At 68.1% G+C, this 23,840-nt stretch carries 28 protein-coding genes; 6 read left to right on the forward strand and 22 right to left on the reverse strand.

The window, feature by feature from the left end; all coding sequences use genetic code 11:
• The 4 genes from FV233_RS19945 to FV233_RS19960 all read left to right on the forward strand — a co-directional run.
• Positions 1 to 1,779: response regulator (locus FV233_RS19945; protein WP_147898528.1), on the forward strand; the 1,779-nt coding region annotated here is incomplete at its 5' end.
• On the forward strand, positions 1,776 to 2,843 hold the full coding sequence (gene cheB / locus FV233_RS19950; RefSeq protein ID WP_187278174.1) for a chemotaxis-specific protein-glutamate methyltransferase CheB: 1,068 nt from the start codon (positions 1,776 to 1,778) through the stop codon (positions 2,841 to 2,843). The genes FV233_RS19945 and cheB, both read left to right, overlap by 4 nt.
• Entirely contained in the window at positions 2,840 to 4,561 is a 1,722-nt protein-coding gene (locus tag FV233_RS19955) for a response regulator (protein WP_147898529.1), read from the forward strand. The genes cheB and FV233_RS19955 overlap by 4 nt, the downstream gene beginning before the upstream one ends.
• Before the next feature lie 35 nt (positions 4,562 to 4,596).
• Entirely contained in the window at positions 4,597 to 6,528 is a 1,932-nt protein-coding gene (locus tag FV233_RS19960; protein ID WP_238262837.1) for a response regulator, read from the forward strand.
• 577 nt (positions 6,529 to 7,105) lie between these two features.
• Here the strand turns inward: FV233_RS19960 and rplQ are convergent.
• From rplQ to rpsM, 5 genes are all read right to left on the reverse strand, one after another.
• Positions 7,106 to 7,516, reverse strand: coding sequence for a 50S ribosomal protein L17 (gene rplQ / locus FV233_RS19965; protein WP_147853143.1), 411 nt, complete (start codon positions 7,514 to 7,516; stop codon positions 7,106 to 7,108).
• Positions 7,517 to 7,711: 195 nt separating this feature from the next.
• Positions 7,712 to 8,731, reverse strand: coding sequence for a DNA-directed RNA polymerase subunit alpha (locus FV233_RS19970; protein ID WP_147853144.1), 1,020 nt, complete (start codon positions 8,729 to 8,731; stop codon positions 7,712 to 7,714).
• A 106-nt stretch (positions 8,732 to 8,837) separates the two neighbouring features.
• Positions 8,838 to 9,710 carry an MBL fold metallo-hydrolase gene (locus FV233_RS19975; RefSeq protein ID WP_147898530.1) on the reverse strand — a complete coding sequence of 291 codons (873 nt, stop codon included), beginning with the start codon at positions 9,708 to 9,710 and terminating at the stop codon, positions 8,838 to 8,840.
• A gap of 25 nt (positions 9,711 to 9,735) precedes the next feature.
• A complete protein-coding gene (gene rpsK / locus FV233_RS19980; protein WP_007557606.1) occupies positions 9,736 to 10,125 on the reverse strand; it encodes a 30S ribosomal protein S11 in 390 nt (129 codons plus the stop codon).
• Positions 10,126 to 10,298: 173 nt separating this feature from the next.
• Positions 10,299 to 10,667 carry a 30S ribosomal protein S13 gene (gene rpsM, locus FV233_RS19985; RefSeq protein WP_147853146.1) on the reverse strand — a complete coding sequence of 123 codons (369 nt, stop codon included), beginning with the start codon at positions 10,665 to 10,667 and terminating at the stop codon, positions 10,299 to 10,301.
• A 251-nt stretch (positions 10,668 to 10,918) separates the two neighbouring features.
• Between rpsM and FV233_RS19990 the strand changes: the two genes are divergently transcribed.
• Positions 10,919 to 11,281 carry a hypothetical protein gene (locus FV233_RS19990; RefSeq protein ID WP_147898531.1) on the forward strand — a complete coding sequence of 121 codons (363 nt, stop codon included), beginning with the start codon at positions 10,919 to 10,921 and terminating at the stop codon, positions 11,279 to 11,281.
• Positions 11,282 to 11,291: 10 nt separating this feature from the next.
• Here FV233_RS19990 and FV233_RS19995 read toward each other — a convergent pair whose 3' ends face one another.
• The gene (locus FV233_RS19995; protein ID WP_147853148.1) at positions 11,292 to 11,522 is read right to left on the reverse strand and encodes a hypothetical protein; all 231 of its coding nucleotides are present in this window, start codon (positions 11,520 to 11,522) and stop codon (positions 11,292 to 11,294) included.
• 650 nt (positions 11,523 to 12,172) lie between these two features.
• On the opposite strand from FV233_RS19995, the gene FV233_RS20000 reads away from it, so the two are divergent.
• Positions 12,173 to 13,420 carry a glycosyltransferase 61 family protein gene (locus FV233_RS20000; protein ID WP_147898532.1) on the forward strand — a complete coding sequence of 416 codons (1,248 nt, stop codon included), beginning with the start codon at positions 12,173 to 12,175 and terminating at the stop codon, positions 13,418 to 13,420.
• Positions 13,421 to 13,731: 311 nt separating this feature from the next.
• Here FV233_RS20000 and FV233_RS20005 read toward each other — a convergent pair whose 3' ends face one another.
• From FV233_RS20005 to FV233_RS20080, 16 genes are all read right to left on the reverse strand, one after another.
• On the reverse strand, positions 13,732 to 14,334 hold the full coding sequence (locus FV233_RS20005) for an adenylate kinase (RefSeq protein ID WP_147853150.1): 603 nt from the start codon (positions 14,332 to 14,334) through the stop codon (positions 13,732 to 13,734).
• 170 nt (positions 14,335 to 14,504) lie between these two features.
• Positions 14,505 to 15,851 (reverse strand): preprotein translocase subunit SecY, encoded by a 1,347-nt coding sequence (gene secY, locus FV233_RS20010; protein ID WP_058192231.1) that lies wholly within the window; start codon positions 15,849 to 15,851, stop codon positions 14,505 to 14,507.
• Between the two features lie 154 nt (positions 15,852 to 16,005).
• Positions 16,006 to 16,512 (reverse strand): 50S ribosomal protein L15, encoded by a 507-nt coding sequence (gene rplO / locus FV233_RS20015; RefSeq protein WP_147853151.1) that lies wholly within the window; start codon positions 16,510 to 16,512, stop codon positions 16,006 to 16,008.
• 10 nt (positions 16,513 to 16,522) lie between these two features.
• Positions 16,523 to 16,714 (reverse strand): 50S ribosomal protein L30, encoded by a 192-nt coding sequence (gene rpmD, locus FV233_RS20020; protein ID WP_007557591.1) that lies wholly within the window; start codon positions 16,712 to 16,714, stop codon positions 16,523 to 16,525.
• Between the two features lie 12 nt (positions 16,715 to 16,726).
• Positions 16,727 to 17,314, reverse strand: coding sequence for a 30S ribosomal protein S5 (rpsE, locus tag FV233_RS20025; RefSeq protein ID WP_007557588.1), 588 nt, complete (start codon positions 17,312 to 17,314; stop codon positions 16,727 to 16,729).
• A 112-nt stretch (positions 17,315 to 17,426) separates the two neighbouring features.
• The gene (gene rplR / locus FV233_RS20030) at positions 17,427 to 17,789 is read right to left on the reverse strand and encodes a 50S ribosomal protein L18 (protein ID WP_010686176.1); all 363 of its coding nucleotides are present in this window, start codon (positions 17,787 to 17,789) and stop codon (positions 17,427 to 17,429) included.
• 10 nt (positions 17,790 to 17,799) lie between these two features.
• On the reverse strand, positions 17,800 to 18,333 hold the full coding sequence (gene rplF / locus FV233_RS20035) for a 50S ribosomal protein L6 (RefSeq protein WP_147898533.1): 534 nt from the start codon (positions 18,331 to 18,333) through the stop codon (positions 17,800 to 17,802).
• 22 nt (positions 18,334 to 18,355) lie between these two features.
• Positions 18,356 to 18,751, reverse strand: a complete 396-nt coding sequence (gene rpsH / locus FV233_RS20040; RefSeq protein WP_007557585.1) for a 30S ribosomal protein S8 — start codon at positions 18,749 to 18,751, stop codon at positions 18,356 to 18,358.
• Positions 18,752 to 18,761: 10 nt separating this feature from the next.
• Positions 18,762 to 19,067 (reverse strand): 30S ribosomal protein S14, encoded by a 306-nt coding sequence (gene rpsN, locus FV233_RS20045; protein ID WP_147898534.1) that lies wholly within the window; start codon positions 19,065 to 19,067, stop codon positions 18,762 to 18,764.
• 40 nt (positions 19,068 to 19,107) lie between these two features.
• Complete coding sequence (rplE, locus tag FV233_RS20050) at positions 19,108 to 19,674, reverse strand: 50S ribosomal protein L5 (protein WP_147853154.1); 567 nt, start codon at positions 19,672 to 19,674, stop codon at positions 19,108 to 19,110.
• Positions 19,667 to 19,981, reverse strand: coding sequence for a 50S ribosomal protein L24 (rplX, locus tag FV233_RS20055; protein ID WP_007557581.1), 315 nt, complete (start codon positions 19,979 to 19,981; stop codon positions 19,667 to 19,669). Before rplX ends, rplE begins: the two co-directional genes overlap by 8 nt.
• The gene (gene rplN, locus FV233_RS20060) at positions 19,981 to 20,349 is read right to left on the reverse strand and encodes a 50S ribosomal protein L14 (RefSeq protein WP_007557579.1); all 369 of its coding nucleotides are present in this window, start codon (positions 20,347 to 20,349) and stop codon (positions 19,981 to 19,983) included. The genes rplX and rplN overlap by 1 nt, the downstream gene beginning before the upstream one ends.
• A gap of 466 nt (positions 20,350 to 20,815) precedes the next feature.
• Entirely contained in the window at positions 20,816 to 21,193 is a 378-nt protein-coding gene (locus FV233_RS20065) for a hypothetical protein (RefSeq protein ID WP_147853155.1), read from the reverse strand.
• 211 nt (positions 21,194 to 21,404) lie between these two features.
• Entirely contained in the window at positions 21,405 to 22,088 is a 684-nt protein-coding gene (locus FV233_RS20070) for an amino acid ABC transporter permease (RefSeq protein WP_246690039.1), read from the reverse strand.
• Positions 22,089 to 22,096: 8 nt separating this feature from the next.
• Entirely contained in the window at positions 22,097 to 22,831 is a 735-nt protein-coding gene (locus FV233_RS20075; protein ID WP_147853157.1) for an amino acid ABC transporter permease, read from the reverse strand.
• Between the two features lie 9 nt (positions 22,832 to 22,840).
• Positions 22,841 to 23,644, reverse strand: coding sequence for an ABC transporter substrate-binding protein (locus FV233_RS20080; RefSeq protein WP_147853158.1), 804 nt, complete (start codon positions 23,642 to 23,644; stop codon positions 22,841 to 22,843).
• Positions 23,645 to 23,840: the final 196 nt, after the last annotated feature.

The raw sequence follows: 23,840 nt of genomic DNA on the forward strand, positions 1-23,840 counted from the left end.
GCGCCGTCCCCCGAGCCCGCCGAATCCGGCGCCGCGATCCTGCGCGTGCCCGGGGAAGCCGTGGAGGCCCTGTCCCGGGCGAGCCACGACCTGACCAGCACCCTCGCGGCGCAGGCCCCCGCCGCCGAGGGCCTGGCGCGTCTCGCCCGGCTCGCCCGCGAGATGCGGGCCGGCGCCGAGGCGCTGGCCGCCAGATCCGATGCGGACGCGGCCGATCTGCGCGCGCTGGCGGCGCGTCTCGGTGGTTTCGCCCGGGAGGCCGCGGAGCTGTCCCGCCGCCAGGCCGCCGCCACCAGCGCCGTCGAGGGCGCCGCGCTCCGGGTCCGCGCGGAGGCCGAGCGCCTCGCCCTGGTGCCGGCCGAGACCGTGCTCGGGCCCCTCGCCCGCTCGATCCGCGAGACCGCCCGGGAGCAGGGCCGCGACGTCGATCTCGACCTGCGCGGCCTCGACCTGCCGGTGGAACGCGGCCTGCTCCAGGCCCTGAAGGACCCGCTGCTCCACGCCCTGCGCAACGCCCTGAGCCACGGCTGGCAGGGCCCGGAGGTCCGCCGCGCCGCCGGCAAGCCCGAGGCCTTGGCGCTCGGGCTGGAGGTGGCCGTGCGCGGTGCGCGTCTGCGGGTCACCGTCGCGGATGACGGGCCGGGGCCGGACCTGTCCCGCATCGCCGCCACCGCCCGCGCCCGAGGCCTGCTCGCGCCGGGAGAGGAGGCCGATCCCGAGCACCTGCTGCGCCTTGTGTTCGAGCCCGGCTTCTCCACCGCGGAGGCGGTCGACACCCTGTCGGGTCGGGGCTACGGCCTCTCGGTGGCCGCCGACGCCGCCCGCCAGCTGCTCGGCAGCGTGCGCTTGGAGCCCCGCGAGCCCGCCGGCACCGCGCTCGTCTTCAGCCTGCCGCTCTCCGCGGCCCGGCGCAGCCTGCTGCTGGTCGAGGCCGCCGGGCGGACCTATGCCCTGCCCGGCGGTTCGGTGGAGCGGCTGCTGCGCATGGACCGCGCCGGATTGCCCGTCGCCCTAGGGCGGACGATCCTGCGGATCGGCGCGGACGACGCCGCGACGAACCATCCGGTCACCGCTCTCACCGAGATCCTGGGGCAGGCGCCCGCCGCCCCGGATGCCGCCGGCCAGGACCCGACGATCCTGACCGCGGTGCTGTTGCGGGCCGGCGGCGGCCGCTTCGCCCTCGGGGTCGACCGCCTGCACGATGTCCGCGCGCTGCTGGTCCTGCCGGCTCCGGCCTTCGGGGCCGATCCCGGCCTGATCGCCGGGACGGCCGTGCTGCCCGGCGACGTGCCGGTGCTGGTCCTCGACCCCGACGGCCTCGCCGCCCGGGCCGCGTCGATGACGCCGGGCCTTTCGGCCGGAACGATGGCGCAGGCTCCACGTTCGACGACCGCGCCCCGCGCCGCCGCACGGGCGACCATCCTCGTCGTCGACGATTCGATCACCACCCGGACCTTGGAGAAGGGCATCTTGGAAGCCGCCGGCTACCGCGTGGTCGTCTGCGTCGACGGTCAGGACGCCCTCGATCGGCTGCGCGCCGAGATCGAGCCCATCGACCTTGTGCTGGCCGACGTGGAGATGCCGCGCCTCGACGGGTTCGGCCTGCTCAAGGCCCTGCGCGCCGACACACGCTTCGCCCGGCTCCCGACGATCCTGATGACCTCGCGCGGGGATGCGGCCGACGTCTCCCGCGGCCTCGACCTGGGCGCGGACGCCTACCTGACCAAGCAGAAATTCGACCAGCGCCAACTGCTCGACACGATCGGACAGCTACTATGACGCCCGTCCGGGTCATGCTCGTCGAGGACAGCCTCGTGGTGCGCGAGCTGCTGCGCTATATCGTGTCGCGCGATCCCCGGCTCGAACTCGTTGCCGCGGTGCCCTCCGGCGAGGAGGCTCTGGCCACCCTCCAGGCTGTGCGGCCGGACGTGATCTCCATGGATATCCGCCTGCCCGGTATCGACGGTCTCGAGACCACGCGCCGGATCATGGCCGAGCAGCCGACCCCGATCGTCGTGATCGCCGATTCGGTGGAGGATTCCTCGCTCCGGATCTCCATGAATGCGCTCCGCGCCGGCGCCCTGTCGGTGGTCGAGAAGCCCGTGGCCACCACCCATGCCGGCTACGAGGCGGTAGCCGGCGAGATCTGCACGCAGCTGCGGATCATGGCCCAGGTCCCGGTGATCCGGCGGCGGCCGATCGGTGCCGAATGGGCCGGCCGGACCGGCCTGGCCTCCTTCGCCGCACCGACCGAGGCGGCGGGGCAGGCGCCGAGTTTACTCGCTATTGCTGCCTCGACTGGGGGGCCGCCGGCTCTGGCCCGGGTGATCGGCGCCCTACCCAAAAACTTTTCGCTGCCGGTGCTGGTGGTCCAGCATATGGGCCCGGCCTTCATGGAGGGCTTCGCGGCCTGGCTCGACAGCGTCGTGGCCCTGCCGGTCTCGCTGGCGCAGGACGGGGAGCGCGCGGAGCCCGGCCGCGTCTACGTGGCGCCCGGCGACCGCCACCTGGAGATCGGCTCCGGCCGGGTGATGCGGGTGGTCGCGACCGAGCCCGTCTCCGGCCAGCGCCCGGCCGCCACGGTGCTGTTCCGCTCGCTCGCCCGTCAGCTAGGACCTGCCGGGATCGGCGTGCTGCTCACCGGCATGGGCGAGGACGGGGCGGTCGGCCTCGCCGACATGCACCGGGCCGGCGCCCAGACCGTGGCCGAGCACGAGAGCACCGCGGTGGTCTACGGCATGCCGGCGGCGGCGGTGCGGCTCGGGGCCGCCCGCGCGATCCTGCCGCTGGACCGGATCGGCGACCACGTCCTGCGGCTTGCCGATCCCGGGGCGCGGCCGTGAGCCGGAGCGAGGCCGGCGCCCAGGATGGGCCCGCCCGGATCCTGCTGGTGGAGGATTCGGAGACGCAGGCCCTGGAACTGCGCCTCCTGCTTGAGGCGAACGGCTTCGCGGTGGAGCGCTGCCCCTCGGCCGAGGCCGCCCTCGACCATCTCAACCGCACCCAGCCCGACCTCGTGGTGGCCGATTATCACCTGCCCGGCATGGACGGCGACGAGCTGATCCGCCAGATGCGCCTGTCCCTGCGCACCCGGGCCCTGCCGGTGCTGATGCTCACCGGCGGCGGTGGCGGCGAGCGCAAGGGCCTGGAGAGCGGCGCCGACGCCTACCTACCGAAATCCGCCGACCGCGACCTGATGATCCTGCGCATCCGCGCCCTGCTGCGCGAGCGCCGGCCCTCCGCCGAGGGCGAGGGGCCGGGCGCCGCCGCGTTCCGGCGCGGACGGATCCTCGTGATCGACGGCAGCCTGACCTACCGGACCTTCCTGGCGGGCCTGCTCGGGCAGGAGGGCCACCACGTCGCCACCGCCGACGGGCCGGAGGCCGCCCTCGATGCGCTCAACGGGGTCGGCGAGGATGCGTTCGACTGCGTGACCGTCGACCTGCTCGGCCACGCCTATGACGGCCTCACCCTCTGCCGGGCGATCAGCCAGCGCCGCTCCGGGCAGGCCGCCGGGGCCGGCTTCCACCTCGTCGGCATCGCCGGCAGCGACCCGGCCAAGGACTTTCTGGTCGAAGCCTTCGCGGCCGGCGCCGACGACGTGGTCTCGAAGACCGATGCCGAGGTTCTGGCGCTGCGGGTGCGCGGCTTCGTCCGCCGCCGCCTGCTGGAGGAGGACGACCGCCGCATCGCCGGCCAGTTCGGCGAGCGCGAGCGGGCGGTGGAGCGCGCCCGCGCCGAGGCCGAGGCCTCCGAGGCCCGCGCCCGCCTCGCCGATGCCCTGGAGCGCGCCAACCGCGATCTCGCCGACGCCAACCGGCAGATCACCGAAGCGCAGGCCAAGCTGGTCCAGGCCGCCAAGATGGCCTCGCTCGGCGAGCTGGTCGCCGGCATCGCCCACGAGATCAACAACCCGCTCGCCTTCATCCTGGCGCACCAGGGCACGGTCGAGCGCCTGCTCAACGAACTGCCGAGCGCCGCCCCGGAGGCGGCTTCCCGCGCCCTCGACAAGGCCCGCCAGCGGGTCGGCTCGATGCGGATGGGGCTGACCCGGATCCAGGATCTCGTGCTCAACCTGCGCAAGTTCTCGCGCCTCGACGAGGGCGAACGGGCCCTGGTCAACGTGCCAGAGGCGATCGAGACCGTGCTGGCGCTGATCCAGCACAAGCTCGGCGACCGGATCGCGGTGGAGCGCAGCTTCGCCGGCCGTCCCGAGATCCACTGCACCCCGGCGCTGCTCAACCAGGTGGTGATGAACATCCTGGGCAACGCCGCCGACGCCATGCCGGAGGGGGGCAGGATCCGAATCGATACCCTGTCGAATCCGGAGGTCGACGAGATCCGTATCAGCGATACTGGTCCTGGCATCCCGGAAGACATCCGTGAAAAGATCTTCGAGCCATTCTTCACGACAAAGCCCGTGGGTTCAGGCACCGGCCTGGGTCTTGCGATTGCCTACAGCGTCGTTCAGGCGCATAGCGGCTCGCTCACCGTGGAGGCGGCGCCGGACGGGGGAGCCTGCTTCGTGATCGGGATTCCGCGGCAGGCGGCCAGCGCATGAGTGAAGGCACGGCAGGACGAGTATTCCCCGCTGCGATGGACACCGGTTCGGTGACGGATACGCATTCCCTTTACGAGAACGGGGCCGGGTTCGACGGCCCCCGCGGGACCATCCTGGCCGTCGATGACGAGCCGGATATCCTGATCGCCCTCGAGGACCTGTTCGAGGATTCCTACCGGGTGCTGACGACCTCGAACCCGAACGAGGCGCTCGAGATCTTGCACGCCGAGCCCGACATCGCCGTGGTGCTGTCGGACCAGCGCATGCCCGGCCTCACCGGCGACGCGCTCTTGGCCGAGGCGCGCGCCTTCCACGACGCCCAGGCGATCCTGCTCACCGGCTATGCCGACATCACCGCGGTGATCGCGGCGCTCAACCGCGGCGGCATCGTCGGCTACGTCACCAAGCCCTGGGACGCGAGCCTGCTGCGCTCCACGGTCCGGCAGGCCTTCGAGCGCCACCGGCTCGGCCGCGACCTCGCGACCGAGCGGGCCCTGCTGCGCGGCCTCCTCGACCACGCCCAGGACGCGATCAGCTTCAAGGATGCGGATGGGCGCTTCGTGCGCCTCAACGCCCGCAAGGCGGCCCAGCTCGGCCGGGACGTCTCGGGTTGTCTCGGGCAGCGGGAGGGCGACTTGCTCGGCGCGAAGGGCAGCGCCGTAGCCGAGGCCGATACCGCCGCGATCCGCTCCGGGGCCGTGGCCGAGAGCCTGACCAGCGACGGCCCGGTCGGCGCAGAACTCTGGAGCCACGTCACCCGGGTGCCGATCCGCGATGCGGGCGGTGCGATCAGTCATCTCGCGGTGATCGAGCGGGACGTGACCGAGCAGCGGACCCTGGAGGCCCGGCTGCGCCAATCCGACAAGATGCAGGCGCTCGGCACCCTGGCCGGCGGCATCGCGCACGACTTCAACAACCTTCTCACCGCGATCCTCGGCAGCCTGGAACTCGCCGCCCCCAAGGTCGCCGACCTGCCGCGGGTGCAGCGCCTGATCGAGAACGCCCGCGGCGCGGCCGAGCGCGGCGCCTCCCTGACCAAGCGCCTGCTGAGTTTCAGCCGCGCCCACGACCTCCAGGCCCGGGCCACCGACGTCAACGCCCTGATCGGCGGTATGAGCGACCTGTTCGGCCGCAGCCTCGGCGGGCTGGTCAGCGTCCGCACCGACCTGACCGAAGGCCTTCCCGCCGTCCAGGTCGATCCGGACCAGCTCGAACTCGCCGTGCTCAACCTGTGCATCAACGCCAGGGACGCGATGCCCGACGGCGGCACCATCACGGTGGCCACCAGGCGCCTCGACATCGCGGGCGATCCCGAGATCGCCGACGGCTCCTATCTCGGCATCAGTGTCACCGACGAGGGCACCGGTATCCCGGATGAGATCCTGCGCCGGGTCTGCGAGCCGTTCTTCACCACCAAGGCGGTGGGCCAGGGCACGGGTCTCGGGCTCGCCATGGTGTTCGGCCTCACCCAGCAATCGAAGGGCCGGCTCGCCATCGAGAGCGAGGTCGGCCGGGGCACGCGGGTCGAACTCGCCCTCCCCTTCGCCACCGATGCGCCTGAGCAGATGGCGGGTGCGCAGGACGACGCCCCGGTGGCGGCCCGTTCGGCGCGGATCCTGGTGGTCGACGACGACGCGCAGGTCCGGCACGTCACCGCCTCGTTCCTGGCGGGCTTCGGCCACGACGCGACGGAGGCCGGCGACGGCGAGGCCGCGCTGCGGTCCTTCGCGCCCGGCCGCTTCGACCTGATCGTCGCCGACCTCGCCATGCCGGGCATGAGCGGCATCGAACTCGCCGCCGAGATCCGCGACCGCGACCCCAGCCTGCCGGTGCTGATCCTCACCGGCCACGCGGAGGCGATGCAGATCCCGGACGATCTGCCGGTGCTGACCAAGCCATTCCGCTCGGCCGACCTGGCGATCCGCGTCTCGGCGCTGCTGGACGGGTCTGACCCGGGGCGGGCGTGACCAAACCGTCATTGCGAGCGTAGCGAAGCAGCTACGTGATCCGCCACGTTTTTGGAACGCGCGCTGCCCTGGGTTGCGTCGCTGCGCTCGCAATGACGGGGCCGGACAATCGAAATGGTGCAGCGCTGAAGCCCTGGAGCAGTGACGTCGCTGTCCGCACTTCTAGGGGAAAGCCCTATCCCTGGCCCCGAGGCACCGAAATTTTCGGGAACCACCCTGTTGCCGGCTCATTGACCCCCCACGGAGCCGTCATGCTCCGGGTTACGAACGTGGAGGTGAACCATGAGCAATCACGGTATCTTCCCAGGCAGTCGGCGCGAGGCCGACCCGGATCAGGACGATCCACCCAACAAGGATCAGCAGGGATAGAGGTTTCGGAACCGCGGCGCGGTCGAGTTCCCGGTCAGGCCGACACTGACCGCTAGGGCGAACTCTCGCGATGCTTCGAAACGTAGACCCTGCTTCAAGCCCGTCGGCGCAAGCCGGCGGGTTCTTTTTTGAGCCCCGCGCGAACATGAAGAAGCCGCCCCAGATGGTCCCGGGACGGCTTCTTTCCGTTCGATCGATGGCGCTTAGCTCAGGCCGCCTCGGCGACCACAACCTGACCGGAATCCTTGCCGCGGGCCTCGACGTCGCGATCGACGAACTCAATCACGGCCAGCGGGGCGTTGTCGCCCTTGCGGAAGCCCGCCTTCATGATGCGGAGATAGCCGCCCGGACGGCCCTGGTAACGCGGGCCGATCACGGCGAAGAGCTTCTTGACCATGTCGCCGTCGCGCAGCTGCGCCATGGCGAGACGGCGGGTGTGGACGCTGTCGATCCGGCCGAGGGTGACAAGCTTCTCGACCACGGGACGCAGGTCCTTGGCCTTCGGCAAGGTGGTGACGATCTGCTCGTGCTTCAGCAGGGCGACCGACATGTTGGCGAACATCGCCTTGCGATGCTCGGCCGTGCGGTTGAAGCGGCGACCGCGATACCCGTGACGCATGGTTCTGGCTTCCTTCTCATCTCGGCCGCCGTGCCACGGTACGGCCGGGTGCCTCATCGAGGCTGTTGTTATCCGCGTAACCCCGCGGCGGGATCTCTTTGGGACTTCGCGTCATGCCTGCGAAGTTCCGTAGTTGCACCGGCCCAACGGTCGGCGCCTTACAGCGCCGCCCGTCCGGCCCGACGCCGCTTCGCCTCAGTAGTGCTCTTCGAAGCGCTTTGCGAGATCTTCGATGTTCTCCGGCGGCCAGCCGGGGATGTCCATGCCGAGGTGCAGGCCCATGCCGGCAAGCACTTCCTTGATCTCGTTGAGCGACTTGCGGCCGAAGTTCGGGGTCCGCAGCATCTCGCCCTCGGACTTCTGGATCAGGTCGCCGATGTAGACGATGTTGTCGTTCTTCAGGCAGTTCGCCGAACGGACCGACAGCTCCAGCTCGTCGACCTTCTTGAGCAGCGCCGGGTTGAAGGGCAGCTGCGGCGCGAGCGGCGCGGCCTCTTCCTTTCGCGGATCCTCGAAGTTCACGAAGACCTGTAGCTGGTCCTGGATGATCCGCGCGGCGTAGGCGAGCGCATCCTCCGGGCCCACGGCGCCGTTGGTCTCGATCGTCATCGTCAGCTTGTCCTTGTCGAGATCCTGGCCCTCACGGGTGGTCTCGACGCGGTAGCTGACCTTGGTCACCGGGGAGAACAGCGCGTCCACCGGGATCAGGCCGATCGGCGCGTCCTCGGGGCGGTTGCGCTCAGCCGGGACGTAACCCTTGCCGGTGGCGACCGTGAACTCCATGCGGATCTCGGCGCCGTCGTCCAGCGTGCAGATCACCATCTCCGGGTTCAGGATCTGGATGTCGCCGACCGTGCCGATGTCGCCGGCCGTGACGGTACCCGGGCCGGTCTTGCGCAGGGTCATGCGCTTGGGCGCATCGGTCTGCGAACGGATCGCGATGGTCTTGATGTTCAGGACGATGTCGGTGACGTCCTCGCGGACGCCCGGGATCGAGGAGAACTCGTGCAGCACGCCGTCGATCTGCACCGAGGTCACGGCCGCGCCCTGGAGCGAGGACAAGAGCACCCGGCGCAGGGCGTTGCCCAGGGTGGTGCCGAAGCCGCGCTCGAGCGGCTCGGCCACGACGGTGGCGACCCGCTTCGGGTCGTCGCCGGTCGAGACCTGCAGCTTGTTCGGCTTGATCAGTTCCTGCCAGTTCTTCTGAATGACCACGATCCTACCTCTCGTCCATGCTCGGGATCCGCGACATCCGTTCCCGCGCTTCGGCCGCCCGGCGCCGCCCCCTGGCGCCCCGAACGGTCCCTGAATTCAAAGTCCGTTACTCGCCACCGACCCAGAGGGCCGGCACGAAGCTGTACCCGGCCCCGTCCCGATCCACGTAGCCCAGTGCCGGAAATTCCAGGTGCGCACCCGCGATGAAGGTCCGCTCGCGCGCCACCTCGTCCATGATGGCCTTGCGCGTCGCACGCGCCTGGTCACCATCGACGTCGAATCCGACTCCCGCCTCCGGGTTCTTGAACTGGATCGCGGGCAGGTGCACCACGTCCGTCCACATCAGCAGCGACTGTCCACCGGAGACGATGCGGAAACCGCAATGCCCTGGAGTATGGCCCGGCAGGTGGACCGCCGTGATCCCCGGCAGGACCTCGCCGCCGCGATGCTCGCGCATCTGCTTGGCGTAGGGCGCCACCGCCTTGCGGGCGCCCTCGAAGTACGGTTTGGCCTCGTCCGGCGCCCGCGAGAGCGCGTCGTCCGGCAGCCAGTGGGCCGCTTCGTCGGCGTGGACCACGATCTCGGCGTTCGGGAACCGGGCCGCCCCGTTCGTCACCAGACCGCCGACATGGTCGGGATGCAGGTGCGTGACCAGAACGGTCTCGATCGCCTCCGGCTTGACGCCGGTGAGCGCCAACGCTGCGCTGAACCGCCCCAGGGTCTCCACCGGGGCGAAGTCGCCGTAGCCCGTATCGATCAGCACCGGCTTGCGGCCTGCGCCGGTGATCAGGAAGGCGTTCAGCGTGATCTTGGGCTGCTCGGTGCGGAACCCCGCGACCTGGAGCTTGCCGGCCTCGTCCTTCGGGATCCCCGTGACGAGATCGAGGCTGGCCTGAAACCAGCCGTCGTTGAGCGCGGTGACCGTGAGGTCGCCGAGGTTCCAACGCAGCACGCCCGGAAGCGGCTTCGATCCCGTCATGAGCTTCTCCGTCAAACCGTTCGGTTCAGACCCGACGACGCTTGCGCGGACGGCAGCCGTTGTGCGGGATCGAGGTCACGTCGCGGATCGAGGTGACCGTGAAGCCAGCGGCCTGGAGGGCGCGCAGGGCCGACTCACGACCCGAACCCGGGCCGGACACCTCGACCTCGAGGGTGCGCATGCCGTGCTCGGAGGCCTTGCGGGCGGCGTCCTCGGCGGCCACCTGGGCGGCGTACGGGGTCGACTTGCGCGAGCCCTTGAAGCCCATCGCGCCGGCGGACGACCACGAGATCGTGTTGCCCTGCGCGTCCGTGATGGTGATCATCGTGTTGTTGAACGAAGCGTTCACGTGGGCGACGCCCGACACGATGTTCTTGCGTTCGCGCCGGCGGACGCGTTGCGGTTCCTTGGCCATTCGGGTCTCACTTTTCCTTCAAGCGCGCCCGTAATTCCAGGCGCTCGGGATTCTTTCTGGGACTTGGCCGGCGCGCCCGTGCGGGGCGGTCCGGCCCGATGCGGGATCCCTCGCAGGACACCAACGCGACGGAAGTAAGGCCGAGCGGAGCACGGCCTTCCAACTTCAAAAAATTACTTCTTCTTGCCGGCGATCGGCTTCGCCTTGCCCTTGCGGGTGCGGGCGTTGGTGTGGGTGCGCTGGCCGCGGACCGGCAGCTGCTTGCGGTGACGCAGGCCGCGATAGGCGCCGAGATCCATCAGGCGCTTGATGTTCATCGAGACTTCGCGGCGCAGATCGCCCTCGACGATGTAGTCGCGGTCGATCGTCTCGCGGATCTGCAGCACCTCGGCGTCGGTGAGCTGGTTCACGCGACGCTCGGCGGGGATGTTCACCTTCTGGGTGATTTCCTCGGCCTTCTTGGAGCCGATGCCGTGGATGTACTGGAGCGCGATGACGACGCGCTTGTTGGTCGGGATGTTGACGCCTGCAATACGGGCCATGAGCACGCTCCATTTGAGGCCCGATGATACGGGCGGTAACCGCGCGCGTCCGGTGGAGGCCGGCCCCTGCGCGCGCCAAACGACAACGTGGCCCTGGGGCGGCCCTGGACAGGGCACCTCGGACCAGCGATCGATTGGACGAAGGACGGCCTGCTAGCGTGCGCAGGACCAGATGTCAACGACCGGTGAACGATCGGCCGCGCCGCCATGCGTCACGCGCGGACCATACCGGGATCATTCAGGGAGCACAGATGTCGGTTCTGACCAGCGACGGCGCCACCCTGCGGGCCTTCGCCGATTCCGTCCTGAGGGCGGCCGAGGAGAATGCCGAGGAGGTCGTCCCGGTGATCCTGGCGGTGGTTGGCGGCATCCTCACTGAGGCCGAGCCCGGCTCGATCGCGCTCCAGGCTGAGCATGACGGCCCGGGCCTGCTCTGGGCCGTCTTCGCGGGCCGCCGGATGGTGTTCCGCTACAACGTCCTGACCGCGATGGTCGAACTGCGGGACGGCCGCACCGACGGCAACCCCACCCGCCTGTTCGGCCGTCGGGCGCTGCCGATGGACGTGGTCAATTTCTTCGGGGCGCTGCGGGCGGAGCGCCGGGTGGATCGTTGACGCCGCCGCCTCAACGGAAGCGCTGGCTTCGATACCGGCAATAGCCGCCCATCGTCTGGTAACCGGCCGGGCAGCGGCGGACGCACGCCCCCGCCGCGTACTTGAGAGGCGGCCGGCACGCGTGCCGGAACTGCTTCTCTCCGTACACGAAGGACTTCGCCGGGCTCTGTGCCGCCACCGGCAGGGGCGCGAGCGCAAGGGCGAGAAGCAGGAGGTTTGCGGGGATACGGAGAGCGGTCATCGGAACTCCCGATCGTGTTCCGCCCTCAACCTCCGAATGGGCCCATGGTTCAACGGACGCTCCGATCGTCCGTAATCCGTCTTTCGAGACGGCGTTCCACGCGGGGTGCGATCAGATCTTGGACACGTCGTCGGAGTACCGCGCGCAGGCCGGATCGATGACGGGAACGCGTCCGGCGGCGACTCCACCGGGCCGTCGCGTCGCACCGCGGGGCCGGTCGGCCTGTCGACGCTGTCCCGCCAGTATCGCCTGCTCGTGTCTCGAAGCCTCTAGGATCGTGGCGCAACACGTGGCTGAGAGACCTGTCGTCCGGTAGTCGCCGGCAGGTTGAAGCTGCCCCGTGCCGGCCTTCGCGATCAGGAGGCAACGTGCTCGGCGTGCGGTTCCGGCACCGCCATGATCTGCGTGGTCACCGTGTCGAGTAGCTGCATGCTCCCTCCTCGTGGATCGCAAGAACCAGAATTAATTTTGGATCTAAATTTCATTTTTTTTACACATATAGGAATCAACTGTTATAGTATTTTGATATGCTGCTGCGATAAATAGTCATATATAGATATCTGCATCAAAAATTGTGTATTTTATGACGGCGTAGTGCTTAGAATTTTCTGCTTGACCTTAAGAACGGTCGGCGTTTCACATAGGATATCTTGAGCTACAAGCGGATCGATCCGCATGATTCCATGTGTGCATCGCGCTACATTTCCTGCGATCCAACGATCTATGCGTCGGGCGGCTTTCCTGGTGATCCGGATATGCTACATCGACTGCACGCAACGCCGACCCCAGAGATCGTTCCGGTCGCGACCCTCTACGATCCGGCCAGCTACAGCCGCACTCTCGATCCGGACGCGATCTTCGCCGATCCCGCACTCCGGCCGAAGCTGGATAGGGCTTTCGCCTTCGGTGGCGGCGTCCAGGCGGTCGCGCCGGCCTGTGTCTTGGTTCGGATCGACCATGCGAGCATCCGCGACCGGAGCATCACGGTCACCCGCGACGGCGAAACGCTGCTTCTGTTCGAGACCTTCCGGCCCTTCGATCTCGTCACGCCCCCGCAACAGGGAGCCAACGGGCCGACCAAGACCCTTCCGAGGACCTGCGCTTATCTCCTGATGACATCCTCCGGGACCTTCAACTGGGGACATTGGCTGGCGGAAGACCTGCCGCGCCTTCTGGCAGTGGACTGCCTGTCCCGCCTCCGCAGACCCATCTGCCTGTTGCTGCACGGTTTCGTCCCGGCGACCGACCGGATGCGGATCGAGCTACTCCGGAGCTTCCTCGGACGGCGGGACGTCACAATTCGTCTGCTGCGACCGGATACGACTTACCGGGCCGAGGACCTCTACTTTGCCTCGCCGGTGGCTGGCCTGCCTGGCCCGAAGCATCCCCAGGCTCTCGCAGACCTATCCGTTCGGGCCATCACGATGATGCGTCGCCTGGACCGGCGATGGTGGCGATCGCCCCCGCGCCGTCCGACCCATCTGTTCGTGATCCGCCGACGCGATCACGGCCGGGTCCCGATCGGATGGGCGGACCTTTGCAGGACTCTACATGCCCGCGGCTACCAACCGATTGATCCTGAGGGGATCTCAGCGCGGGAACAGGTCGCGACCTTCTCGTGTGCAGAGCGCGTCGTTGGCTGCATGGGCGCCGCGATGGTGAATACGCTGTTCTGCGCGCCAGGGACGCGCATTCTATACCTCGCCCCGGAAACGTTCACCGATCCGTATTATCTCGACCTCGCAGCGGCGCGCGGTCATCGCTACGGCGTCTGCTACGGCAAGGCCCTCGATCCGAGTCGGCCAGCGCAATCGGATTACGTCCTTGATCCCGACCACCTCGCCCGCGCTCTGGCATGGCTCGATGGGGATCGTGAGGTATGCCGGCAAGCTGCTTGAAACGACCTAACTGTGGGCTGGATATGCCCCAGCGCCTCGCTTCGAATCGGCGCCGATTGCCTTCCAAAATTCTCCGAAGCTCGTTGGAACACGGAGCTGCACACGCTCCGTACCGTCGAAGAATCGTGATCTTCCTCCAAGGATGACGGCGCTGACACCATCGTCGATCATTACCGTTGCGCCAACCTAAGGTCTACGCGATGGAAGGTGGATCGAACCACTCTCAGCCTGCTGCTTGAGCGTCGGCTTCGCGCGCTTCGACTTCATCAAAATGCCGGCCGCCGAATGATGCGGCGTGCCGGCTGTATTGGTTAGGACGCGACGCGTTCCGCGTGCGGTTCGAGCACCGCCATGATCTCCGTGGTCACGGTATCGATCGGCTGCATGCCGTCTACGGTGTGGAGCAGGCCGGTCTTGGCGTAGTAATCCGACAGCGGCGCGGTCAGGGCCCGGTAGGCCTCCAGGCGTTGCTTGAACACCTCGGGGGTGTCGTCCTTGCGCACCGCCTGGCCACGCGCCAGCGTTTCCGCCGCGCGCTTCTGGATCCGCCCGACCAGTGCGTCCTCGTCGACCTTGAGCTCGACCACCGCGGACAGGTTCATGTCCTTGCCGGACAGCATGGTCGCCAGCGCCTCGGCCTGGGCTACGGTGCGGGGGAAGCCGTCCAGGATGAAGCCGCGCTTTGCGTCCGGCTCCTCGATCCGGTCGGCGACGATGCCCACCACGATCCGGTCGGAGACCAGCCCGCCGGATTCCATCACGGCCTTGGCCTCCAGGCCGACCGGCGTGCCGGCGGCGACCGCGGCACGCAGCATGTCGCCGGTGGAGAGCTGCGGGATGCCGAAGCGCTCGACGATCCGCTCGGATTGCGTGCCCTTCCCCGCGCCGGGGGGGCCGAGCAGAATGATGCGCATGGCGTTGTCCTCGTCCGGCCCGACTCTCTACGGGCACAAGCGGCGGTTGGCGAAGCCTCCCCGGCATCGCCCGTCTCGTGTTTTTCTAGCCGGTCCTGTGCCCTTAGGCATCCGGACCTTGGGGTCAGAGGCGGGCGCGCCGGCGGCGGCGTCCCGCTTCTGTAGCAGGCTCAGCGGCGGCGTTGCGTGGTCGAGGCGCCACGCAGCTTGGCCTTCTTCACTAGGCCCTCGTACTGATGCGCCATCAGGTGGCCGTGGATCTGGGCGACCGTGTCCATGGTCACCGAGACCACGATCAGCAGCGAGGTGCCGCCGAAGCCCAGGCTCGCCGAGGCGTAGGACGACAGGATCTCGGGGCAGAGGCAGACGAGGGTCAGGTACAGGGCGCCGATCACCGTGATGCGGGTCAGCACCTTGTCGATGAAGGCGGCGGTGCGCTCGCCCGGACGGATGCCCGGTATGAAGCCGCCATGCTTCTTCAGGTTGTCGGCCGTCTCCTGCGGATTGAAGACCACCGCGGTGTAGAAGAACGTGAAGAAGATGATCAGCGCGGCGTAGAGCGCCATGAACAGCGGCGTGCCGTGGCCCAGATAGGCCGTCACGGTGCCCAGCCAGCCCGTGCTGCCGCCGTTGGCCGAGAAACTCGCCGCGGTGGCCGGCAGGAGCAGGAGCGAGGACGCGAAGATCGGCGGGATCACCCCCGAGGTGTTGAGCTTCAGCGGCAGGAACGAGGTCTGCCCCTCGTACATGCGGTTGCCGACCTGGCGCTTCGGGTAGTTGATCAGCAGGCGGCGCTGGGCGCGCTCCATGAACACGATGAAGTAGACCAGCACCACGGCCGCCACGGCGACGCCCAGGATGATGATCGGTGACAGCGCGCCGGTGCGGCCGAGCTCGAGGGCGCCCGCGATCGCCACCGGAAGGTGGGCGACGATGCCGGCGAAGATGATCAGCGACGAACCATTGCCGATGCCGCGCGATGTGATCTGCTCGCCGACCCACATCAGGAACAGGGTGCCGCCGGTCAGCGTGATCACCGTCGAAGCCAGGAAGAACGGGCCGGGATCGATCGCAGCGGACGAACTCTGAAGTCCGATCGCGATGCCCCAGGACTGGACCAGCGCCAGCACCACCGTGAGGTAGCGGGTGTACTGGTTGATGACCTTGCGGCCGGACTCGCCCTCCTTCTTCAGGGCCTCCAGGCTCGGGATCACCGAGGTGAGCAACTGAACGATGATCGACGCCGAGATGTACGGCATGATGTTGAGGGCGAAGATCGCCATGCGCTCGACGGCACCGCCGGAGAACATGTTGAACAGCCCGAGCACGCCGCCGGCCTGCTGCTGGAAGTTCCGGGCGAACTGCTCCGGATCGATGCCGGGAATCGGGATGTAGGTGCCCAGCCGGAACACCACGAGGGCGCCCAGCGTGAACCAGATGCGCTTCTTCAGCTCATCGGCCTTGGCGATGGCACCGAAATTGAGGTTGGCGGCAAGCTGCTCGGCGGCTGAGGCCATAAGCGTCGCGTCCTGGGAGTGTCGCCGGGCGAACGGCGCCCGGATGAATTGAAAACGGCGGCCCGCGTGGTCGCAGGGCCGCCGCTCGAAGGATCGGCTTAAAGGGTGCGCGGGGACCGTGCAACGGGGCCCCGCGTCACGCCCATGCCGGCCGTCAGGCCGTCGCCTCGGCCTTTGCGCCGCCGCGATGCGAAACGCCGGTCGCGAACGCGACGCTCACCGAGCCGCCGGCCTTCTCGACCGCCTCGATGGCGGACTTGGAAGCGCGGGTGACCTCGAAGCTGAGCTTCGCGGTCAGCTCGCCGACGCCGAGCAGCTTCACGCCGTCGCGGGCCCGGGCGATGATGCCGGCGGTGACGAGGCTATCGACCGTGACGGTCGCGGCCTTGTCGAGCTTGCCGGCGTCCACCGCCTCCTGGATCCGGCCGAGGTTCACCTCGTTCAGATCCTGGGCGTAGAGGTTGTTGAAGCCGCGCTTCGGCAGGCGCCGATGCAGCGGCATCTGACCGCCCTCGAAGCCCTTGATGGACACGCCGGTCCGGGCCTTCTGACCCTTCACGCCGCGGCCGGCCGTCTTGCCCTTGCCGGAGCCGATGCCCCGACCGACGCGCATCCGATTCTTGGTTGCGCCGGGATTGTCGCTGATCTCGTTGAGCTTCATCGGTGCCTCCTCACGCCACGTCGCCGTGGACGCGCACGAGGTGCGCAACCTTGCGGATCATGCCGCGCACGGAGGGGGTATCCTCCAGCTCGGACACGCGGTGGAGCTTGTTGAGCTTCAGGCCGATCAGCGTCTGGCGCTGGCTGGCCTCTTGGCGGATCGGCGAGCCGATCTGCTCGATACGGACGGTCTTCTGTGCCATCGGACCCTCCCCTTACGCGACCGCAGCTTCGGACTGATCGGCCGGATCGGCGTCGCGGCGACGGGCCTGGAGGCTCGAAACCTTGATGCCGCGGCGGGCCGCCACGGAGCGCGGGCTGTCCTCGTTCTTGAGCGCCTCGAAGGTGGCGCGCACGAGGTTGTAGGGGTTCGAGGAGCCGAGCGACTTCGCGACGACGTCCTGCATGCCGAGCGTCTCGAACACGGCGCGCATCGGGCCGCCGGCGATGATGCCGGTACCCTGCGGAGCCGCGCGAAGGATCACCTTGCCGGCGCCGTGGCGGCCGTTGACGTCGTGGTGCAGGGTCCGACCCTCACGCAGCGACACCCGGATCAGGCCGCGCTTGGCCGCCTCGGTCGCCTTGCGGATCGCCTCTGGCACCTCACGGGCCTTGCCGTGGCCGAAGCCGACGCGGCCCTTCTGGTCGCCGACGACGACGAGGGCTGCGAAGCCGAAGCGACGGCCACCCTTCACCACCTTGGCGACGCGGTTGATGTGGACGAGCTTGTCCACGAATTCGCTGTCGCGCTCCTCGCGCTCGTCGCGGCGGCCGCGGCCCCCACCTTCCCGTTCACGTGCCATGTTGTCTAACCTATCTCACTAGCGCGGATCCTCGGACCCGCTCGCTCGATTCCCCTCGCCGGAAACGGGAGGGAATGGCCGCGCGGGTATCACGCCGCGCGGAGAGAGTTCCTCAGAACTCCAGGCCGCCCTCGCGGGCGGCTTCGGCGACGGCCGCGACGCGGCCGTGGTAGATGTAGCCGGAGCGGTCGAAGATCACCTTCGTGACGCCCGCGGCCTTGGCGCGCTCGGCGACGAGCTTGCCCACCGCCTTGGCGGCGGCGACATCGGCGCCGGTCTTGAGTTCACCCTTGAGTGCCTTGTCGATCGACGAGGCGGCGGCCAGCGTCTTGCCGGCGACGTCGTCGATGACCTGCACGTAGATCTGCTTCGACGAGCGGAACACCGAGAGCCGCGGACGGCCGTTGGCGGCCGCCCGCAGCGCGCGACGGACGCGCGCCTTGCGGCGATCGAGGGCTTCGAGCTTGCGAGACATGATGCCCTCCTTACTTCTTCTTGCCTTCCTTGCGGAAGATGAACTCGCCCGCGTACTTCACGCCCTTGCCCTTGTAGGGCTCGGGTCCGCGGTAATCGCGGATCTCAGCGGCGACCTGACCGACCTGCTGGCGGTTGATCCCGGTGATCGTGATCTCGGTGGGCTTCGGGGTAACGATCGTGATCCCGGCGGGGATCGCGTATTCGATGTCGTGGCTGTAGCCGAGCGACAGCTTGAGGGCCTTGCCGGCCATCGCCGCACGATAGCCGACGCCCGTGATCTCGAGCTTCTTCTCGAAGCCCTTCGACACGCCCTCGGCGATGTTGGCGATCTGGGCCCGCGACGTGCCCCAGAGGGAGCGCGCGGGCTTGGACTGGTTGATCGGCTCGACCGAGATTGCTCCGTCCTTCATCTCCACGCTGACCAGCGTGGGGACGTCGAACTGCAGCTCGCCCTTGGAGCCCTTCATCTTCACCGTCTGACCGGTGACGGTGGCGGTGACGCCGGCCGGAACGGGAACGGGCTTCTTACCTACGCGAGACATGGGATAACCTCCTCCGTCCCGATCAGAATACGGTGCAGAGCACTTCGCCGCCGACGTTGCGCTCGCGCGCCTCGTGGTCGGCCATGACGCCCTGCGGTGTGGAGACGATGGTGACGCCGAGGCCGTCGGCCACGTGCGGCAGATCACCGACAGACGAGTAGACCCGACGGCCGGGCTTCGACACGCGCTTGATCTCGCGGATCACCGGGCGGCCGTCGTAGTACTTGAGCTCGATGGCGAACTCGGTGCGGCCGTTGCCGAGGTCGGTCGCCGCGTAGTCGCGGATATAGCCCTCGGACTTCAGCACGTTCAGGACGTTGGCGCGCAGGCGCGAGCCGGGCGTCTGGACGACGTTGCGACGGCGCAGCTGGCCGTTGCGGATACGGGTGAGCATGTCACCCACGGGATCGTTGACCATGGGGACCTCCTTACCAGCTCGACTTGACCAGGCCGGGGATCAGGCCCCGGTTGCCAAGCTCCCGCAGCGCGATGCGCGAGATGCCCATCTTACGGTAGAACGCGCGCGGACGTCCGGTCATGCCGCAGCGGTTGCGGATGCGGGTGGCCGACGAGTTGCGCGGCAGTTCCGCGAGCTTGAGGCGCGCCTCGAAGCGCTCCTCCATCTCGAGGCCGTCGTTGTTGGCGATGTCCAGCAGCGCCTTCCGCTTGGCCGCGAAACGCTTCACCAGCGTCTTGCGGGCCTCATTCTTCTCGACTGAGCTTTTCTTCGACATGTGGTCTATCTCCGGTGTCCGCGTATGAGGCGCGAGGGCCTCACTGCCGGAACGGGAACTGGAAGGCGGCGAGCAGTGCCTTGGCCTCGGCATCGGTCTGGGCGGTGGTCGCCACGACGATGTCCATGCCCCACATCTGCTCGGCCTTGTCGTAGGAGATCTCCGGGAACACGAGGTGCTCCTTGAGACCCAGGGCGTAGTTGCCGCGGCCGTCGAACGAGCGCGGGTTCAGGCCGCGGAAATCGCGGACGCGCGGGAGCGCGATCGTGATCAGGCGATCCATGAACTCGTACATGCGCTGCTTGCGCAGCGTCACCTTGCAGCCGATCGGCATGCCCTCGCGGACCTTGAAGGTCGCGATGGCCTTGCGGGCCCGGGTGATCACCGGCTTCTGGCCGGCGATGAGCGCGAGGTCGCCGGCCGCCACGGTCGCCTTCTTGGAGTCCGCGGTGGACTCGCCGACGCCCATGTTGATGACGATCTTCTCGATCTGCGGGACCTGCATCGGGTTCTTGTACCCGAACTCCTCGATCAGCTTCTGGCGCACCACTTCGTCGTAGTGCTTGCGCAGGCGCGGGGTGTAGGCGTTCTTGTCGGCCTCAGCCATCGATCTGATCCCCCGTGCTCTTGGCGAATCGGACCTTGCGCCCGTCTTCGAGGATGCGGAAACCCACGCGGGTCGGCTTGCCGTTGGCATCGGCGACCGCGATGTTCGAGAGTTGGATGGCGGCCTCCTTGGAGATGATGCCGCCTTCCTGGTTCTGGGTCTGCTTCTGGTGCTTCTTGACCAGGTTGATGCCGCGCACGAAAGCCCGGCCTTCTTTCGGCAGAACCTGAATGACCTCGCCCGAGCGACCGGAATCGCGACCGGTGAGTACGACGACCTTGTCGCCCTTCTTGATCTTGGCTGCCATCACAGCACCTCCGGCGCCAGCGAGATGATCTTCATGTGGTTGCGCGCGCGCAGTTCGCGCGGCACCGGTCCGAAGATGCGGGTGCCGATCGGCTCTTTCTGATTGTTGATCAGGACCGCAGCGTTCTTGTCGAAGCGGATCACCGACCCGTCGACGCGCTTCACGGCCTTGGCCGTGCGAACGACGACCGCCTTCATGACGTCGCCCTTCTTGACGCGACCGCGCGGGATCGCCTCCTTCACCGACACGACGATGACATCGCCAACGCCGGCATACTTCCGCTTCGACCCGCCGAGAACCTTGATGCACATCACACGGCGTGCACCCGAGTTGTCGGCGACGTCCAGATTCGTCTGCATCTGGATCACGTGCGTGACTCCTTGTTTCAGGCGGGTTTCCGCACACGGGCGGTATTGCCCGGCGGACGACGCCTGATGGGGATCTGATGTCCCCGGCTCATGGTATAGACCGCGCTTGCGGCGTCCGAGACGCCCGCGCGGTCACCGCGTTCACAGGGTGCGAGCACCCATCGAAATGTCGCGAAGGCCGGGCGGATACTACGGGCGGCCCCGGAAGGCAAGCCGATCGCGACACATTCGCCCGTGGGATCGGGCCGGGTCGGGGCGATTCGGCGTTGAGCGCAGCGCGGCTTCCGGGCGCGGGCGACCACGGGCTTACCGATGTGCATCGGGCGGGGCGAAGGCGGTTTCCGCCAGGACATGCCCGCGGAGGCCGGGCGGCGAGACGGGTCGGCCGACCGATCAAAGCAACACGACAGCCATGTCCGCCGCGCAGTCGTGCGCGGCGGCCGGGTCTTTTCGATCGTTCAGGATCTCAGAACGGCTGGCCGGCCGATTCGAACAAAAAGTCGTCGAGACTCGGGATCGTCACGGCGCTGCCGAAAGCCGGCTTCGACAGGCGCCACGGGCGCTCGGAGCGCGCGCGAATCGCCTCCGAGGGGCGCAGGCGCCGCATGCCGCCTTCCTCGGTCACCTCCTCGATCGTCAGGAAGCCGTAGACCTGCAGGCGGGACGCTGTGAGCTTGATCTCACGATCCTCGGCGGCGACGATCATGCTGCCGGTGGCGTAGACCGCGTCCATGAGGGAGCGCTGCTCGCTGCGGCGGCGGTTGCGGGCATCCCGCTCGCCTGCCGCGGAGGCGGGGGCGATCCGCCGGAAGGGGACGACGTTGCTGACCGCGACGCAACCCATACGCAACATCCTCGACGCACACAGAGGCCGGCCCACGGGCCGTCCGACGATCGGGACATTTCGACGGTTCGCTTTAATCTTCCGTAGACCGTGATGGCGAGCCCCTGCCCCGATCCGGCACGGTGTTGGCTCTTCACCCCCTTAAAGGCGGTCGCGCTGCGCCCGCGACGACCCATCCGAGTCGCGTTGAGACGAGGATGGGAGGTTCCTGTCAGACCCTGCCCGCCCGCGGCCGGCGACGCTGCGGTGCCACCAGCGCGGCAAGCCGATCGAGCACCAGACAAAGGCATCCGTAGACGGCGCCGACAAACAAAAAAATCTCGGCCGGGTAGACCATGGCGCGGTTGTTCACCTGCGTCGCTACGAAGGAGAGTTCCGGCACGCCGATCACGTAGGCGAGCGAGGTGTCCTTGATCAGCGCGGTCCACTGGTTGACGAAGGACGGCGCCATGGCCGGCAGCGCCCGGGGCAGGATGATGACCCGCAACACCTGCCAGCGGCCGAAGCCCAGCGCCAGCCCGGCTTCCCACTGGCCGGGGCCGATGCTCTCGATCCCCGCCGCCACCGCGTAGGATAGGTAGGCGCCCCCCACCAGCGACAGCGCCGTGACCACCGTCCCGAGTTCGGGGACGGCGAATCCGAACAGGATCGGCAGCAGGAAGTAGCTCCAGAAGATCAGCATCACGATCGGGACGGCCCGGAACAGCCCGAGCCCCAGGTTCAGGGCGCGCCGTGTCCGGCCGCCGCTCATCGCCAACGCGATCCCGAGGGCGAGCCCCAGCGCCGCCGAGGCGAGGCCGGAGGCCGCCGATAGAATCAGCGTCAGCATCAGCCCGCCGACCGGGCCATCAGGCCAGGCGCCGGCGAGCAGGTAGCCGAGATTGTCGGTGATCACGGAAACATTCACCGGCGGGCGGCCCTCGCCGGGTCGCGGCGCGCCAGGGCGTGGCCGGCCGCCTCCACAGCCGCCACCGCGCCGACATACAGGAGCGTCGCGATGCCGAAGGCCTGGAAGGCCAGGAAGGTCTCCGTCTCCACCTCCCGGGACGCGTAGGACAGCTCGGCCAGGCCGATGGTCATGGTCAGCGACGTGTTCTTGATCGTGTCGAGGTACTGGCCGACCACCGGCAGCCAGGCGATCCGCAGGGCCTGCGGCAACGCGATGTGGCGGAAGACCTGGAGATCTGTCAGGCCGAGGGCCAAGGCGGCCTCCCGCTGAGCGGGCCGCACGCCGTTGAGGCCGGCGCGGCATTCCTCGGCGATGTAGGCGGCGGCGTAGAGCGTCAGCCCGAGGAAGCCGGACAGGGTCTCGTAGGCCGGCCAGTGCAGCGCGGCCGGCCCCAGGGCGAGGCCGTGCGGGCTGTTCAGCCAGACGGTGAGCCAGGACGGCATCAGCGCGGCGGCGCCGAAGTACCAGAAGAACAGCTGCACCAGCAGCGGCGTGTTCCGGATGAGGCCGATGAAGGCGGTGGTTCCCGCCCCCGCGAGCCTGCCCCCCGCCTCTCGCAGGCAGCAGAGAGCGAGGCCGAGCCCCGTTCCGGCCAGGCACACGGACGCCGACAGGGCCAGGGTGACCCCGAAACCCTGCAGCAGCCAGATCAGGTAGCGCGGCGCCAGTAGATCGCCGAAGAGGCTCACCGCCGTCGGCTAGCTGTGGTCGCCGATCCGGAACAGGCGCGGCAGCGGCTGCGTCGTGTTCGGGCCGAACCAGCGGTCGTAGATTGCCGCCGCCTTGCCGCTGGCCTCCAACTCCCGGAGCGTCTCGTCCACCACCGCGCGCAGGCGAGTCTCACCTTTCGGGATGCCGGCGCCGATATAGTCGTTCGAGATCGAGAAGGCCGGAACCTCGTAGTTCTCTTTGTCCGGAACCTTGGCCAGCAGACCCACGAGCTTGGATCCGTCCTGCGTGATCGCCTGGACGTTGCCGTTGCGCAGGGCCGCGAAGGCGAAGGGCGTATCGTCGAACGCCACCACGGTCGCCTTCGGAAAGTCGCGGCGCAGGACGATCTCGTTGGTGGTGCCCTTGTCGGCACCGATGCGCAGGCCGTTCAGCTGCTCGGGCGCGGTGAGCGTGCCCTTCTTGGCCAGGAATTGCTGGCCGGAGGCGAAGTACGGGATGCTGAAATCGAGCTGCTTGGCGCGCTCCTCCGTGATGGTGAAGTTCGCCAGCACCAGATCGACCTTGCCGGAGGTCAGCAACGGGATGCGGTTGGCCGGATTGGTCGGGCGCAGATCCAGCTTCACGCCGATCTTGTCGGCGATCGCCTTTGCGTAATCGACGTCGAGGCCGGCGATCTGCTTGGTGTTCGGATCGACGAAGCCGAAGGGCGGGTTGCTGTCAAAGGCCGCGACCCGCAGCACGCCGGCCTTCTTGATGTCGTCGAGACGGTCGGCCTGCGCGGCGCCGACGGAGAGAAGTGTTGCCAGAGCGAAGGTGACAATTCTGCGCATAAATGTCTCCGTGGGAAAGGAAGCCGCAGATGTCCGCCCATTCACGAACGGACCGCATTGCAGATCGTAAGGACAGACTCCGCCAAGACGTAAATAAATGTGGTATATAATAATGACTATCCGCGTTAGATAGAGTTTATAACGTTAATTAATACACCAATATTGACCAATGCTACAGTATTATTGGATTTTTAGG

This window comes from Methylobacterium sp. WL7 (assembly GCF_008040085.1).
GTDB classification, from domain to species: domain Bacteria; phylum Pseudomonadota; class Alphaproteobacteria; order Rhizobiales; family Beijerinckiaceae; genus Methylobacterium; species Methylobacterium mesophilicum.

Excerpts from the sequence above, each read along its gene's own strand:
- cheB (WP_187278174.1), top strand. The coding sequence starts at position 1,776 with ATGACGCCCGTCCGGGTCATGCTCGTCGAGGACAGCCTCGTGGTGCGC.
- FV233_RS19960 (WP_238262837.1), top strand. The coding sequence starts at position 4,597 with ATGGACACCGGTTCGGTGACGGATACGCATTCCCTTTACGAGAACGGG.
- rplQ (WP_147853143.1), bottom strand. The coding sequence starts at position 7,516 with ATGCGTCACGGGTATCGCGGTCGCCGCTTCAACCGCACGGCCGAGCAT.
- FV233_RS19975 (WP_147898530.1), bottom strand. The coding sequence starts at position 9,710 with ATGACGGGATCGAAGCCGCTTCCGGGCGTGCTGCGTTGGAACCTCGGC.
- rpsK (WP_007557606.1), bottom strand. The coding sequence starts at position 10,125 with ATGGCCAAGGAACCGCAACGCGTCCGCCGGCGCGAACGCAAGAACATC.
- rpsM (WP_147853146.1), bottom strand. The coding sequence starts at position 10,667 with ATGGCCCGTATTGCAGGCGTCAACATCCCGACCAACAAGCGCGTCGTC.
- FV233_RS19990 (WP_147898531.1), top strand. The coding sequence starts at position 10,919 with ATGTCGGTTCTGACCAGCGACGGCGCCACCCTGCGGGCCTTCGCCGAT.
- FV233_RS19995 (WP_147853148.1), bottom strand. The coding sequence starts at position 11,522 with ATGACCGCTCTCCGTATCCCCGCAAACCTCCTGCTTCTCGCCCTTGCG.
- FV233_RS20005 (WP_147853150.1), bottom strand. The coding sequence starts at position 14,334 with ATGCGCATCATTCTGCTCGGCCCCCCCGGCGCGGGGAAGGGCACGCAA.
- secY (WP_058192231.1), bottom strand. The coding sequence starts at position 15,851 with ATGGCCTCAGCCGCCGAGCAGCTTGCCGCCAACCTCAATTTCGGTGCC.
- rplO (WP_147853151.1), bottom strand. The coding sequence starts at position 16,512 with ATGAAGCTCAACGAGATCAGCGACAATCCCGGCGCAACCAAGAATCGG.
- rpmD (WP_007557591.1), bottom strand. The coding sequence starts at position 16,714 with ATGGCACAGAAGACCGTCCGTATCGAGCAGATCGGCTCGCCGATCCGC.
- rpsE (WP_007557588.1), bottom strand. The coding sequence starts at position 17,314 with ATGGCACGTGAACGGGAAGGTGGGGGCCGCGGCCGCCGCGACGAGCGC.
- rplR (WP_010686176.1), bottom strand. The coding sequence starts at position 17,789 with ATGTCTCGCAAGCTCGAAGCCCTCGATCGCCGCAAGGCGCGCGTCCGT.
- rplF (WP_147898533.1), bottom strand. The coding sequence starts at position 18,333 with ATGTCTCGCGTAGGTAAGAAGCCCGTTCCCGTTCCGGCCGGCGTCACC.
- rpsH (WP_007557585.1), bottom strand. The coding sequence starts at position 18,751 with ATGGTCAACGATCCCGTGGGTGACATGCTCACCCGTATCCGCAACGGC.
- rpsN (WP_147898534.1), bottom strand. The coding sequence starts at position 19,067 with ATGTCGAAGAAAAGCTCAGTCGAGAAGAATGAGGCCCGCAAGACGCTG.
- rplE (WP_147853154.1), bottom strand. The coding sequence starts at position 19,674 with ATGGCTGAGGCCGACAAGAACGCCTACACCCCGCGCCTGCGCAAGCAC.
- rplX (WP_007557581.1), bottom strand. The coding sequence starts at position 19,981 with ATGGCAGCCAAGATCAAGAAGGGCGACAAGGTCGTCGTACTCACCGGT.
- FV233_RS20065 (WP_147853155.1), bottom strand. The coding sequence starts at position 21,193 with ATGGGTTGCGTCGCGGTCAGCAACGTCGTCCCCTTCCGGCGGATCGCC.
- FV233_RS20080 (WP_147853158.1), bottom strand. The coding sequence starts at position 23,644 with ATGCGCAGAATTGTCACCTTCGCTCTGGCAACACTTCTCTCCGTCGGC.